We start from the raw sequence: 14,900 nt of genomic DNA, 5'->3' as shown, positions 1-14,900 counted from the left end.
ATCAAACCCCACAACAAGAGCTGCCCCATGCCCGCCACTGTTCTGGTCCTGGTTGAAACCATCAATGAATACCTGCCCATCATCGAGAGCAACGACTTTCATGTGATTCTGGCGCCAACCCCCGCAGAACGCGCCCAGGCGATCAAGACCCATGGCGGGCAGATCCGTGCCGTGCTGACCCGTGGTCCACTGGGGTTGTATGCCGAGGAGATCGCCGCCCTGCCACTGCTGGAAATCATCTGCGTGATCGGTGCCGGCTATGAGCATGTCGACCTGCAGGCGGCGAGCAATCGCAAGATTGTGGTCACCAACGGTGCCGGGGTAAACGCGCCCTCAGTGGCCGACCACGCCATGGCCTTGTTGCTGGCGCTGGTACGCGGCATTCCCCAGACAGACGCGGCCGTGCGACGTGGCGAATGGCCCAAGGTGATGCGCCCGTCCCTCGCCGGCAAACAGCTGGGCATCCTCGGCCTCGGCGCGGTAGGCCTGGAGATCGCCAGGCGCGCCGCCCTCGGGTTTGGCATGGAAGTCAGTTATCACAACCGCCAGCCCCGCGATGACGTGGACTACACCTACTGCGCCAGCGCCGTGGAACTGGCGCGTAACTCGGACTTCCTGGTGCTGGCCACCCCCGGCGGCGTCGGCACGTACCACCTGATCGACCGCCAGGCCCTGGACGCCTTGGGACCCCACGGCTACCTGGTGAACATCGGCCGCGGCAGCGTGGTGGTGACCGCCGACCTGGTGGCCGCCCTTGAGCAACGCCGTATCGGCGGCGCGGCCCTGGATGTGTTCGACGACGAGCCCCAGGTGCCCGACGCCCTCAAGCGCCTGGGCAATACGGTGCTCACCTCCCATGTCGCCGGCCTGTCGCCCGAAGCGGCCCATGACACCGTGCAAAGGGTCGCCGAAAACCTCGTGGAACACTTCGCCGGGCGCCCGGTACTCACACCGGTTGCCTTGCCCCCGCCCGAAAAATGACCGATCAGGCACGCTGATTGTCGTCCAACACGCTAGCCTATTAAGCCACCACAGCCTTGTGGCAGGTTGGCTGTGCGCATTAGATTAGCCAATAGTCCAAGGCCTCAAGAATAAGCAAAAGGGATAAGCATGGCGCTCAATGACCAATCCACCCAGATTCGCCCAGGCGAAGAACTGGATGCCAGCCTCATCGACCCCTACCTCAAGGCCCATATCCCAGGCCTGAGTGGCAGCGCCAGAATCAGCCAGTTTCCAGGCGGCGCCTCCAACCTGACCTACCTGCTGGAATACCCCGAACAGGAATTCGTCCTGCGCCGCCCGCCGTTTGGCCACAAGGCCAAGTCGGCCCATGACATGGGCCGTGAGTTCCGCATCCTCAACCAGCTCAAGGATGGCTTCCCCTATTGCCCCAAAGCCTACGTGCACTGCACCGACGAATCGGTGATCGGCGCCGAGTTTTACGTGATGGAACGGGTCAAGGGCATCATCCTGCGCTCGGACCTGCCGCCGGAGCTGGGCCTGGACGCGGCGCGCACCGAAGCCTTGTGCAAGAGCTTTATCGACAAGTTCGTCGAACTGCACCAGGTCGACTACAGCGCGTGCGGCCTGGCCGACCTGGGCAAGCCTGAAGGTTATGTGCAACGCCAGATTCGCGGCTGGAGCGAGCGCTACGAAAAAGCCCTGACCCCCGACGCCCCGAAATGGGAAGCCGTGCGTGCCTGGCTCAACGACAAGATGCCCGCCGATCATCCGACCTCGAGCATCGTGCACAACGACTATCGCTTCGACAATGTGATCCTCGACCCCAACAACCCGATGCAAATCATTGGCGTGCTGGATTGGGAGCTGACCACCCTGGGCGACCCGCTGATGGACCTGGGCAACAGCCTCGCCTACTGGATCGAAGCCGCCGACCCGGCGCCCGTGCAACTGATGCGCCGCCAACCGAGCAACGCCCCCGGCATGCTGACCCGCCGCCAGTTTGTCGATTACTACGCCGAGCGCTCCGGCATCCAGATCGACAATTTCGACTTCTACTACACCTACGGCCTGTTCCGTCTGGCCGGCATCGTGCAGCAGATCTACTACCGCTTCTTCCATGGCCAGACCCAGGACAAACGTTTCGCGCAGTTCATCCGCATGAACACGCTGCTGGAACAGATGAGTCTGAACGTCATCCACAAATCCACCCTCTGACCCGACAAGGAACCACCATGTCCAAGACTCATCTGTTCGACCTCGATGGCAAGATCGCGTTTGTTTCCGGGGCCAGCCGTGGCATTGGTGAGGCCATCGCCAAGCTGCTGGCCCAGCAAGGTGCCCACGTGATTGTCTCGAGCCGCAAGATCGACGGCTGCCAGCACGTGGCCGATGCAATCATCGCCGCCGGCGGCAAGGCCACGGCCATTGCCTGCCATATCGGCGAGATGGAGCAGATCAGCGAGGTGTTTGCCGGCATTCGCCAGCAGTTCGGGCGCCTGGACATCCTGGTCAACAACGCCGCGACCAACCCCCAGTTCTGCAACGTGCTGGACACCGACCTCGGCGCGTTCCAGAAAACCGTCGACGTGAACATCCGTGGCTACTTCTTCATGTCAGTGGAAGCCGGCAAGCTGATGCGTGACAACGGTGGCGGCAGCATCATCAACGTGGCCTCGATCAACGGCATTTCCCCGGGGCACTTCCAGGGCATCTACTCGGTGACCAAGGCCGCCGTGATCAATATGACCAAGGTGTTTGCCAAGGAATGCGCGCCGTTCGGCATCCGCTGCAACGCCCTGCTGCCGGGCCTGACCGACACCAAGTTTGCCTCGGCCCTGGTGAAAAACGAGTCGATCCTGAACATGGCCCTGGCCCAGATCCCGCTCAAGCGCGTGGCCGACCCCAGTGAAATGGCCGGCGCGGTGCTGTACCTGGCCAGCGATGCCTCGACCTACACCACGGGTGTTTCGCTGAATGTGGACGGTGGCTTCCTCTCCTGACCCACGCTTGTGTGGGAGCGGGCTTGCTCGCGAAGACGTCGGCCCAGCAAACATTGATGTTGACTGACCCACTGCTTTCGCGAGCAAGCCCGCTCCCACATTTTTGATCGGCGTGGCCGGTACATACGAGTAACCTTGGCAGAATTGACCGCCTCGGAATGAAACATGGAACTGCACGTCGTCATCCAGGGCCGCAAGGACCTGGCCGAACAGCTTTACCAGCAACTGCGCGACGCGATTGAATCAGGACGCCTGGCCGCTGGCGCGCAGTTGCCCCCCAGCCGCTTGCTGGCCGAGCAGTTGGGGGTGTCGCGCAAGACCGTGTCCGACACCTACACCACCCTGACCTACGAAGGCCTGCTGATCGGCAAGATCGGCCGTGGCACCTTCGTCACCCCCCATGCGCTGCGGCCAAAGGGCCTGCAAAGTGCAGCCGACCTGGCCTGCGCCGCCAACCTGGCCAAGTGGCAGGCCCTGCCCTCGCCCATGCGCCATCCGACACGCGAAAGCACGTTGCGCTGCGAGTTCATCGGTGGCGCCACCACCCGCAGCCTGTTCCCCCAGGACGAATGGCGACGTTGCACCCAGGACGCTCTGCGCCGCATTGCCAAAAACAGTGGTTTCTACGGCCAGCCCGAGGGCTTGCCGGCCTTGCGCAATGCGATTGCCGGGCATATCGCCTTTTCCCGTGGGGTCAACTGCTGCGACGACGACATTGTGGTGTGCAACGGTGCCCAGCAGGCACTGGACCTGATCGCCCGCGTGGTGCTGGAACCGGGCAGCATCGTCGCCATGGAAGACCCCGGCTACGCCCCGGCGCGCCTGCTTTTCGAAGCCATGGGCGCCACGGTGGCCGGCGTGCCGCTGGACGCGCAAGGGATCCAGGTCGAGTTGATTCCCGAAGGCACCCGACTGATCTACGTCACCCCGTCCCACCAGTTTCCATTGGGTATCCCCATGAGCCTGCCGCGCCGCGAAGCGCTGCTGAAACGGGCGCTGGCGCTGGGCGCAATTGTCATCGAGGACGACTACGACAGTGAGTTCCGCTACGAAGGCCGCCCCACTGACGCCCTGCAAAGCATGGATACACGAGGCATCGTCGCCTATGTCGGAACCTTCTCCAAGACCCTGCTCCCAGAGCTGCGCCTGGGCTACACGGTGTTGCCACCGGCCATCCGCGGCGCGGTACTCAAGGCCAAGCAACTGAGCGACCAGCACAGCTCGACACTGCCGCAATGGGCCCTGGCCAAGTTCATCAGCGAAGGCTATTTGCTCAAGCACATTCGGCGTTGTCATGCGGTCTACACCACCCGCCGCGAACGCATCCTCAGCCGCCTGGCCGGCGACCTGTCGCCCTGGTTCGAAGCCGTGCCCAGCGTGGCCGGGTTCCACTTGGCCGCACTGTGCAAAGTGCCCGTGAACATCCCCCTGCTGATCGAACGGGCGCGCCAGGTGGAAGTCGGCCTGTATCCACTGGACGTGTTTTTCCATCAGGCGCCGGTGCGTAGTGGCTTGATCTTCGGCTTCGGCGCCATCGAGACCCTGGATATCGACCCATCCCTGGACAAGGTGCGCGATATCCTGTTGCAGATTGGCTGAGGAGTAAGGAGGCCCTGCCAGTTCAGGACTCAGGGGCGCCTGAACTGGCGGCGCAGGTCTTCAATTGGCTGCCGACAGGCGCAGCCTTCCAGGTGGTCATTGACCATCCCCATCGCCTGCATGAATGCATACATCGTCGTCGGCCCGACGAATGTCCAGCCGCGCTTCTTCAAGGCCTTGGACAAGCGTACCGACGCCGGCGACGTCGGGTTGCCCGTCCAATAGGCCATGTCCACCACCGCCGGGCGCTCGTCGGCCGCCGGCTCGAATGCCCACAACCAGGCCGCCAGCGAGCCGTATTCATCCACCAGCTCGCAGGCCCTGCGCGCATTGTTGAGGGTCGAGAGGATTTTCGCCCGGTTGCGCACAATGCCAGGGTCGGCCATCAAGCGCTGGATATCCTGCTCGGTGTACTGCGCCACCCGGCGAAAATCAAAACCCTCGAACGCCCGGCGAAAATGCTCGCGCTTGCGCAGAATGGTGATCCACGCCATGCCGGCCTGGAAGCCTTCCAGGCAGATTTTCTCGTACAGCGCCCTATCATCGGCAACCGGTACACCCCATTCGTGATCGTGGTAATCGGGGTACTCGGCAGCGGCCGTTCGCCATGTACAACGGGTCAGTCCCGTTTCATCGGTTGTCAGTCCAGGCTTGTCCATGCATCACCTCAGCAGCCAAGCCGGGGATGATAAGCGAAAAATTTTCCAGACCGCCAACCGCTCAAGCATCACGGTTACCGAGCAACTGGTAAGACCGGACAACCTAAACAGCCCCTCCCCCCCTTGTAGTTTGCAAAAAACCGAGCGTAGACTGGCCGCGCACTGGACTTACCGGTAAGACCACAACAATTAAGCCCTGGACCCACCAGGGCACCGAATAGAGATCCTTCCCATGCTCAGATGGTGCTCGCGTTCGATTTTCCTGCAAGTCGTCATAGGCCTGATGCTCGGCATCGCGTGCGGCTTGGCCCTTCCCGAATTCTCCTCACAACTCAAACCCCTGGGTGACGGCTTTATCAAGCTGATCAAGATGCTGATCGGCCTGATCGTGTTCTGCGTGGTGGTCAGCGGCATTTCCGGTGCTGGCGACCTGAAAAAAGTCGGGCGCATCGGCCTCAAGTCGGTGATCTATTTCGAAATCCTCACCACCATCGCCCTAGTACTGGGCCTGGTGCTGGCCTTCAGTACCGGGATCGGTAGCGGGGCCAATATCCATCTGGAACAGCTGTCTTCCGCCGGCCTCAATGAATTGGCGGATCGTGGCCAACATATCAAGGGCACTAGTCAGTTCCTGATGGACCTGATCCCCAACTCGGTGATCGGCGCCTTTGCCGACAACAACGTACTGCAAGTGCTGTTGTTCTCAGTGCTGTTCGGCAGTGCGCTGAACCTGGTAGGGGAAGCGGCGTCGGGCATTTCACGACTGATCAACGAACTGAGCCATGTGATCTTCCGCATCATGGGCATGATCGTGCGCCTGGCGCCCATCGGCGTATTCGGTGCCATCGCCTTTACCACCAGCACCTATGGCCTGGATTCGCTACAGCACCTGGGCAGCCTGGTGGGTCTGTTCTACCTGACCTGCATCGCGTTTGTCGCGCTGATCCTGGGCGCGGTGATGCGCCTGTCGGGCCTGCGCATGCTGCCGCTGCTCAAATACCTGCGCGAAGAGCTGCTGATCGTGATGGGCACCGCGTCATCCGATGCAGTGTTGCCACAGATCATGCGTAAACTGGAGCACCTGGGCATCGGCAGTTCCACCGTCGGCCTGGTGATCCCCACCGGTTACTCGTTCAACCTCGATGGTTTCTCGATCTACCTGACCCTGGCCATTGTGTTTATCGCCAACGCCACCGGTACGCCGTTGTCGATGACCGATCTGCTGACCATCCTGCTGGTGTCGCTGATCACCTCCAAGGGTGCCCACGGCATACCGGGCTCGGCCCTGGTGATTCTGGCCGCGACCCTCACCGCCATTCCCGCCATCCCGGTGGTGGGCCTGGTGCTGGTGTTGGCCGTGGACTGGTTTATGGGGATTGGCCGTGCACTGACCAACCTGATCGGCAACTGCGTGGCCACCGTGGCCATTGCCCGCTGGGAAAAGGACATTGATCTGCAACGGGCCAACAAGGTGCTGGAGGGGCAGCAAGGGTATGCGTTCCAGGCCAAGAAGCCGGTGTTGCCGGCTCACCAGGAGTTCTAGCGCAGATCGAGTGTGGGAGCGGGCTTGCTCGCTCCCACCGTTAATCGTCGCCATTTTTACCGTTTGTGTTTGCAACATAAGGAGCCCGGCGTGATCAGCACCTCAACCGTCGTCAATTCAGTCGTAGAAAAACTACGCGCCGCCCTGGCCCGAGGCCAATGGCGGCGTGGCGAAATGCTCCCCGGCCAGCGCGAACTGGCCGAACAATTGGGCATCAGCCGCCCGAGCCTGCGCGAAGCCGTGATCGTCCTGGAAACCCTCGGCCTGGTGCGCTCGATGCCCGGCAAAGGTGTGGTCGTGCTGGAAACCAGCGTCAACGAGCCCCAAGCCCATGATGCCGTGGCCGACGCCAGCCTCGCCGACATCCTGCAACTGCGCTACACCCTGGAGCCGTTTATCGTCGGCCTGGTGGCCCAGTCCATCACCAGCAAGGAAATCGGGCAACTGCGCCTGACCCTGATGGACATGCGCGAAGCCCTGGACGCCAACGACAGTGAAGCGGGGATGAACGCCTACATCGCCTTCCACGAAGAACTGTTCGCCCTGACCTCCAACCCGATCTTCCAGAACGTGGTGCAGCAGACTAGCAACGCCCTCAAGCAAAGCGCCCAGGTGTTGCGCAACTCCCCCGAACACCTGGCCGAGCGCCTGCAGGAAAACGAAGCGGTGGTGCGCGCGATCCGCAGCAAGAACAGCGCCCAGGCCAGCGCCGAAATGCGCCGCCATATCCTCAACGAAGGCCAGCGCATGGGGACCGCCCTGAACATTCCCGACGACCATCTCGGCAACTGACTCTGGAGGCTGGCCATGAGCGCTCATGCCCTGCAACGCACTAACGTTGTCACCGCCCCGCCCCCCATGCGCCTGGTGCCCGGTAAACGGCCCTCGGTGGATGACCTCTACCCACGGCTGTTCGATGCCATCCTCGAACAGCGCATCGTGCCCACCAGCCGCTTTACCGAAGAAGGCCTGGCCGAACAATTTGGCGTCAGCCGCAGCGTACTGCGCCGGGTCCTGGCGCGCCTGGCCGAGCAGCAAGTGATCATCCTGCGCCCCAACCTGCGTGCCCAGGTGGCGGCGCCCGATGCGCAGCAGGTGCAACACATTCTCGAGGCGCGGCGCTTGATGGAAGTGACCGTGGTGCAATTGGCATGCGCACAGGCCAGCCCCGGCCAGGTGCGGCGCTTGCGCGAACTGGTGGCGCGCCAACGGGCGTGCGTCGAACAGGGCCAGCAAGGCCCGGCCATCCGCCTATGTGGCGAGTTTCACCTATTGCTGGCGAGCATTGCGGGGAATCGGCCACTGGCGCAGTTTCTCAATAGCCTGGTGCCGTTGACCTCACTGGTCATTGCGCAACAGGGAGCGTTCGCCGGGACCTGGCGTGAGCAGTCGGCGATGATCGAGGCACTGGAGCGCAGGGATGGGGGCACGGCCGTAAGCCTGATGACCCAACATCTGGATCATCTGCAAGCACAACTCTCGTAAGCCAATGGAGATTCAACTGTGGGAGCTGGCTTGCTTGCGATGGCGGTGGGTCAGCTGCCAGCAACAGTGACTGGACTGCCTCTATCGCGGGCAAGCCCGCTCCCACAGGGGATCTGCGCGGCGCAGAGAATGTTGGTACCACCACAAATCAAATGTGGGAGCTGGCTTGCCTGCGATGGCGGTAGATCAGTTGCCAGAAACAGTGACTGGACTGCCGCTTTCGCGAGCAAGCCCGCTCCCACAGGGGATCTGCGCGGGGCAGAGAATTTTGGTACCACCACAAATCAAATGTGGGAGCTGGCTTGCCTGCGATGGCGGTGTATCAGCCGCCAGAAACAGTGACTGGACTGCCGCTTTCGCGAGCAAGCCCGCTCCCACAGGGGATCTGCGCGGGGCAGAGAATGTTGGTACCACCACAAATCAAATGTAGTAGCTGGCTTGCCTGCGATGGCGGTGAGTCAGCCGCCAGCAACAGTGACTGGACTGTCGCTATCGCGGGCAAGCCCGCTCCCACAGGGGATCTGCGCGAGGCAGAGAATTTTGGTACCACCACAAATCAAATGTGGGAACTGGCTTGCCTACGATGGCGGTAGATCAGTTGCCAGAAGTAGTGACTGGACTGCCGCTTTCGCGAGCAAGCCCGCTCCCACAGGGGATCTGCGCGGGGCAGAGAATGTTGGTACCACCACAAATCAAATGTGGGAACTGGCTTGCTTACGATGGCGGTAGATCAGTTGCCAGAAGTAGTGACTGGACTGCCGCTTTCGCGAGCAAGCCCGCTCCCACAGGGGATCTGCGCGAGGCAGAGAATTTTGGTACCACCACAAATCAAATGTGGGAGCTGGCTTGCCTGCGATGGCGGTGGGTCAGCCGCCAGAAACAGTGACTGGACTGTCGCTATCGCGAGCAAGCCCGCTCCCACAGGGGATCTGCGCGGGTCAGAGAATGTTGGTACCACCACAAATCAAATGTGGGAGCTGGCTTGCCTGCGATGGCGGTGGGTCAGCCGCCAGAAACAGTGACTGGACTGCCGCTTTCGCGAGCAAGCCCGCTCCCACAGGGGATCTTCGTGTGGCAGAGAATGTTGGTACCACCCCAAATCAAATGTGGGAGCTGGCTTGCCTGCGATGGCGGTGGGTCAGCCGCCAGCGACAGTGACTGGACTGCCGCTATCGCGGGCAAGCCCGCTCCCACAAGGGGCACCAGGGGCAGCAAATTTTGCATACACCCTACATTGAATCGAGTGAAAACAAAAAGCCCCGTCTCTCGCGAGACGGGGCTTTGTTTTAACGCGCTAGCAGCCGATTACAGCACCGCTTGACCACTCATGGCCAGGTCCAGCAGTTCCCGGTTGGCCACCGCGTACATGGCGTAGTCCGTGCCGACCGCAGCCCGGATTTCCACCATCATCGCGCGCCAGCGTTCGACCATGCTCGCGTTCTGCTCAAGCCACAGGGCCACGCGGGCTTCCATGTCTTCTGGCGCATCGGCCATTTGCAGAACCTTGATGGTGATCGCCCGTTGCTGCCAGTCCACGTCATCGCGGAAGGCTTCGCGGGCCTGGGCCTGCCAGTTGTTGCCCACCGGCAGATCGCTGATCTGCTGCAGGTACCACGGCAAGTCCAGGGCGCTGCCCACGGCGAAGTAGGCCTTGGCCACATCGGCAGCGCTCTGACCGGTAACGTCAGCAGCCTCGATGATCGGCAACAAGGTGTACAGGTGCGTGGTGCCAGCAACCATGCGCGCCAACAGCTCAGGCACACCGGCTTCGACATAGGCCTGGTAACGGTTCTGCCAGCCTTCGCGGGTCGGGCCTTCCAGCAGTTCGTCGAGCTTGAGGCCCAACGCCGCCAGGTGCGGACCGAAGTGCGCCACATCACGCGCGGCATCCTGCTCGTTGCGACGGCTGCGCAGGAACCAACGGGTAGCCCGACGGCCCAGGCGCATCAGTTCGTCCATCAGCGCCAGTTGCACTTCAGCCGAGACCTGGTGATCCAGGGCTTCGATCTGACGGAACCAGTGCGGGAGGTGGAAGATGTCGCGCACGATCACATAGGCGCCCGCCACGTTCGCCGGGCTCATGCCGGTCGACTCTTTGAGGCGTTGCACGAAGGTGATGCCCATGTGGTTGACCAGGTCGTTGGCGATCTGGGTGCTGACGATCTCGCGCTTGAGGCGGTGGCGACGCATGGCCTCGCCGAACTTGGCCACCAGGCTCGGCGGGAACGCGGTCTCCATGTCGCGGGTCAGGTAGTCGTCATCCGGTACCAGGGACTTGAGCAGCGCTTCCTTGAGGTCGATCTTACTGTAGGAAATCAGCACCGACAGTTCCGGACGGGTCAGGCCCTTGCCGGTCGCGGCGCGCTCGACGAGCTGCTCCTCGGTCGGCAGGTACTCGATGGCGCGGTCCAGCTTGCCGCGGCCTTCCAGGTCGCTCATCAGACGCTTGTACTCGGCCGCACGCTCGTAGGCTTTGCGCGCCGCCAGGGACAGGGCCTGGGTCTGCTTGTAGTTGTTGCCCAACACCAGGCTGCCGACTTCGTCGGTCATGCTCGCCAGCAACTGGTTGCGTTGCTTGTCGGTCATGTCGCCAGCCTGCACCACTTCGTTGAGCAGGATCTTGATGTTCACTTCGTGGTCGGAGCAGTCCACACCACCGGCGTTGTCGATAAAGTCGGTGTTGGAACCGCCGCCATTGAGGCCGAATTCCACGCGACCCAGCTGGGTCATGCCCAGGTTACCGCCCTCGCCCACTACTTTGCAGCGCAGCTCGTTGCCGTTGACGCGCAGCGCGTCGTTGGCCTTGTCGCCGACATCGGCGTGGCTTTCGGTGCTGGCCTTGACGTAGGTGCCGATACCGCCGTTCCACAACAGGTCCACCGGCGCCTTGAGCAAGGCGTTCAGCAGCTCGGTCGGGGTCAGCTTGTCGGCCTGGATGTCGAAGCGTTCTTTCATCTGGGGCGAGATGGCAATGCTTTTGGCGCTGCGCGAGAAGATCCCGCCGCCTTCGGACATGATGCTGGTGTCGTAGTCCGACCAGGCCGAACGCGGCAGCTCAAACATACGCTGGCGCTCGATGAAGCTGGTTTCCGGGTTCGGGTTTGGATCAATAAAGATATGCAGGTGGTTGAAGGCCGCGACCAGTTGCAGCTTGTCGGACATCAACAAGCCGTTGCCGAACACGTCACCGGCCATGTCGCCGACGCCGACCACGGTAATGCTGTCTTTCTGCACATTGATGCCGCGCTCACGGAAGTGACGCTGCACACCGACCCACGCGCCCTTGGCGGTGATGCCCATTTTCTTGTGGTCGTAACCGGCCGAACCACCAGAGGCAAACGCATCGCCCAGCCAGAAGCCGTAGTCGATGGCGATGCCGTTGGCGATATCGGAGAAGGTCGCGGTGCCTTTGTCGGCCGCCACTACCAGGTACGGGTCGTCGTTGTCGTGGCGGACCACGTTCAACGGCGGCACCAGGGCACCGTCTTTCAGGTTGTCGGTAATGTCCAACAGACCGGAAATGAAGATGCGGTAGCAGGCGATGCCCTCGGCCGCGATCTCGTCCCGGCTGCCGCCCAATGGCAGGCGACGCGGCAGGAAGCCGCCCTTGGCGCCGACCGGCACGATCACCGAGTTCTTCACCTGCTGGGCTTTTACCAGGCCCAGCACTTCGGTGCGGAAGTCTTCTTCACGGTCGGACCAGCGCAGGCCGCCACGGGCAACGTTACCGAAGCGCAGGTGCACGCCTTCGACCCGCGGCGAGTAGACGAAGATTTCAAACTTCGGCACTGGCTTGGGCAACTCGGGAATAGCGTGGGGGTTGAACTTGAAGCTGAAGTACGACTTGTTCTGGCCGTTGGCATCCGCCTGGTAGAAGTTGGTGCGCAGGGTGGCCTTGATCAGGTCCAGGTAGCGCCGCAGGATCCGGTCTTCATTAAGCACCTGCACATCGTCCAGGGCGTTGAGGATCGCTTGCTCCAGGCGCTGCTGCTTGTCTTCCAGGTCGTCGGCAGTCAGCTTGCGCGCCAGGTAGAAGCGCGTCTTGAACAACCGGGTCAACTCGCGGGCGATGTCGGTGTGGTTGTTCAGGGTGCTGGCGATGTAACCCAGGTCGAAGCCCAGGCGGATCTGCTTCAGGTAACGGGCATAAGCACGCAGCAGCGCCACGTCACGCCATGGCAAGCCGGCAGTCAGTACCAGGCGGTTGAATGCATCGTTCTCGGCATCGCCATTGACGATGTGCACGAACGCATCCTGCAGGGTGTCGTTGAGCTGCTGGATATCGAGGTTCAGGCCTTCGGCGGCGGTGAACGCAAAGTCATGGATCCAGAACTCGCGGCCATTGGCGTGGCGCAGGCGGTACGGGAACTCACCGAGCACGCGCAGGCCGAGGTTCTCGAGGATCGGCAGCACATCCGACAACGCCAGCGGAGTGTCAGCGTGGTACAGCTTGCAATGCAATTCCTGCTGGCCGGTCACGTGGCCCAAAGGCTGATAGAAGCTCATCACCAGTGGCTTGGCTTCGGTCAGGTTCAACAGGTGCTGCATGTCGACCACGGCCGAGTGCGCGGCAAAGCGCTCGCGGTAGCCTGCCGGGAAGCCTTTCGGGAAATCCGCCAGCACATTGGTGCCGTGGGCTTCGCCGAAGCTTTCGACCACCAGGCTCGCGTAGTCGTCCTGCCAGCTGCGGCAGGCCTGCACCACTTCTTTTTCCAGGAGCAGCGGGTCGATATCCAGGCGGTTCTTCGGATCGACCCGCAGAATCAGCTGGACACGGGCCAGTACGGACTCGGAGAAGAACGTCCAGAATTCGCAATCCGAGGCTTTCAGGCGATCCATCAGCACTTGCTGGATCTTCTGGCGCACTTCGGTGGAGTAGATATCGCGCGGCACGTAGGCCAGGCAGTAGCAGAAACGGCCGTACGGGTCTTTGCGCAGGAACACGCGGATCTTGTTGCGCTCCTGGATCTGCACGATCGACATCACGGTGCTGAACAGCTCGTCCACCGGGGTCTGGAACAGGTCGTCGCGGGGCAGCACTTCAACCACCTGGGCCAGCTCCTTGCCCAGGTGCGCCTTGGCCTGGAAGCCCGAGCGGCGCTCGATTTCCGCGACCTTGCGGCGGATATAAGGAATCACCCGCACGCTTTCGCCGTACACCGAGGAGGTGTAGAGGCCCATGAAGCGGCATTCCTTGACGACCTTGCCGTCAGCATCGATCTGGCGGATCGACACGTAGTCAGGGTAAGCCGGACGGTGTACACGGCTTGGGTGCGCGGCCTTGGCGAACGACAACACGGTCGGCTCGCGCAGGTAGGCCACGGCGTAATCTTCGATGCGCAGGTCTTCAGCGGTGAGGCCGGCGCGCAGCAGTTTGGTCAGGCCGAGGAAGGAGTTGGCGTCATATTCCAGATGACCGCCGTCCTTCTCGTCACGTACCACAAATTCTTCGTAGCCGAGGAAGGTGAAGTGGTTGCCCACCAGCCATTCCAGGAAACTTTTGATCTCGGCCTTTTCTTCACCGTCGATGGTCAACGGGCTGTTATCGATGCTGTCCAGCAACTCCTGGACCTTGGCTTTCATCGGCTCGAAATCAGCCACGGCCACCCGCACTTCGCCCAGTACCTGCTCAAGTTCCTTGCTCAGGACGTTCAGCTCGGCGGCGTTGGCGCAGCGGTCGATCTCCAGGTACATCAGGGATTCTTGCAGGACGTCTTCGCCCTGGGTGCCCTTGGGCAGGATTTCCAGCAACTCGCCCTTCTTGCCACGGCGCACGCTGAGTACGGTGGTTTGCAGGGTATGGATGCTGTAGCCGCGACGGTTCAGCTCAGTGCGCACCGAATCCACGAGGAACGGCAGGTCATGGTGCAAGACCTCGACCGCAGTGTGGGTCGACTGCCAGCCGTGGCGTTCGTAGTCGGGGTTGTAGACCCGCACTTGCGGCTGGGTGTGATCAAAGCGCTCAAGCAGGCGCCAGGCAGACAGGGTGCAACCGGCCAGGTCGGACATGCGACGCTGGGTCAGCTCGTCCAGGGAAATGATGCCGAAGAATTGTTCAGCGAACAGCGCCACTTGTGGCAGTGCCTGTTCACTGATGTGCTGCGCCAGTGCCGCTTGCAGTTGATGCTGGAAGTCGGCTTTGCTGGCTGCGGTGAAGAACGCCATCTGTGGTACTCCGCTTGGGCTTGTTATTGATGGAAGCGTCGCGTGTTGTCCCCTGATGGGGAGGCCGTCATGTCTGTTCGCAGGTGCTGATGATAAGCACCATAGACGAATCAGGGTGACAGGTGGGTGAAGCTGGACAAGACCCTGAGGTCACATTCGACGTCCACTGGATGCACCACCGGCGGATGACGACACGACGGGCAGGCCAGAGTCACGCAGAAGGTACACCCGTTGCGCAGCTTAACGAGTGCGGCGAGCAGGCTGCTTACTGCACTGCGACATATTCGGTCAACACCCGGCAATGGGCGGTTGCACCAAGAGCAACCCCTCCCGCCAGTAAAGGGGTGGCTAGCGATTGAAAGTGGGTGGCCATGCAGGCACGGCGAGAGTGCTGACAGGTAAATATTCATACACTCGTACAATCTAATTCCCAGCTCCACGCAGGAACCGTATTTCAAAATTCAGTCACTTAGTGTGCGTAGGCAG

At 61.8% G+C, this 14,900-nt stretch carries 9 protein-coding genes; 7 read left to right on the top strand and 2 right to left on the bottom strand.

Features of this window, described 5'->3' with window-relative positions; all coding sequences use genetic code 11:
• The first annotated feature begins 27 nt into the window (after positions 1-27).
• From K1X80_RS12320 to K1X80_RS12305, 4 genes are all read left to right on the top strand, one after another.
• Positions 28-981, top strand: coding sequence for a 2-hydroxyacid dehydrogenase (locus K1X80_RS12320; RefSeq protein WP_057959824.1), 954 nt, complete (start codon positions 28-30; stop codon positions 979-981).
• Positions 982-1,110: 129 nt separating this feature from the next.
• The gene (locus K1X80_RS12315; RefSeq protein WP_120732624.1) at positions 1,111-2,178 is read left to right on the top strand and encodes a phosphotransferase family protein; all 1,068 of its coding nucleotides are present in this window, start codon (positions 1,111-1,113) and stop codon (positions 2,176-2,178) included.
• A 17-nt stretch (positions 2,179-2,195) separates the two neighbouring features.
• Positions 2,196-2,963: an SDR family oxidoreductase gene (locus K1X80_RS12310; RefSeq protein ID WP_057439666.1), complete on the top strand. Its 768-nt coding sequence runs from the start codon at positions 2,196-2,198 to the stop codon at positions 2,961-2,963.
• Between the two features lie 165 nt (positions 2,964-3,128).
• On the top strand, positions 3,129-4,562 hold the full coding sequence (locus K1X80_RS12305) for a PLP-dependent aminotransferase family protein (RefSeq protein ID WP_057959825.1): 1,434 nt from the start codon (positions 3,129-3,131) through the stop codon (positions 4,560-4,562).
• Between the two features lie 29 nt (positions 4,563-4,591).
• Here the strand turns inward: K1X80_RS12305 and K1X80_RS12300 are convergent, their stop codons facing one another.
• On the bottom strand, positions 4,592-5,221 hold the full coding sequence (locus K1X80_RS12300) for a DNA-3-methyladenine glycosylase I (RefSeq protein ID WP_057439667.1): 630 nt from the start codon (positions 5,219-5,221) through the stop codon (positions 4,592-4,594).
• 232 nt (positions 5,222-5,453) lie between these two features.
• Here K1X80_RS12300 and K1X80_RS12295 point away from each other — a divergent pair, with 232 nt between their 5' ends.
• From K1X80_RS12295 to K1X80_RS12285, 3 genes are all read left to right on the top strand, one after another.
• Positions 5,454-6,764, top strand: a complete 1,311-nt coding sequence (locus tag K1X80_RS12295; RefSeq protein WP_057439668.1) for a C4-dicarboxylate transporter DctA — start codon at positions 5,454-5,456, stop codon at positions 6,762-6,764.
• 90 nt (positions 6,765-6,854) lie between these two features.
• Positions 6,855-7,556 carry a FadR/GntR family transcriptional regulator gene (locus K1X80_RS12290; protein ID WP_057439669.1) on the top strand — a complete coding sequence of 234 codons (702 nt, stop codon included), beginning with the start codon at positions 6,855-6,857 and terminating at the stop codon, positions 7,554-7,556.
• Positions 7,557-7,571: 15 nt separating this feature from the next.
• Positions 7,572-8,249 carry a GntR family transcriptional regulator gene (locus tag K1X80_RS12285; RefSeq protein WP_057959826.1) on the top strand — a complete coding sequence of 226 codons (678 nt, stop codon included), beginning with the start codon at positions 7,572-7,574 and terminating at the stop codon, positions 8,247-8,249.
• Positions 8,250-9,554: 1,305 nt separating this feature from the next.
• Here the strand turns inward: K1X80_RS12285 and K1X80_RS12280 are convergent.
• A complete protein-coding gene (locus tag K1X80_RS12280; RefSeq protein WP_057439671.1) occupies positions 9,555-14,414 on the bottom strand; it encodes an NAD-glutamate dehydrogenase in 4,860 nt (1,619 codons plus the stop codon).
• Between the last annotated feature and the right edge of the window lie 486 nt (positions 14,415-14,900).

Origin of the sequence: Pseudomonas sp. So3.2b (assembly GCF_019464415.1) — a bacterium.
Lineage (GTDB): Bacteria > Pseudomonadota > Gammaproteobacteria > Pseudomonadales > Pseudomonadaceae > Aquipseudomonas > Aquipseudomonas shahriarae.
This window is presented reverse-complemented; position numbering and strand designations above follow the sequence as displayed.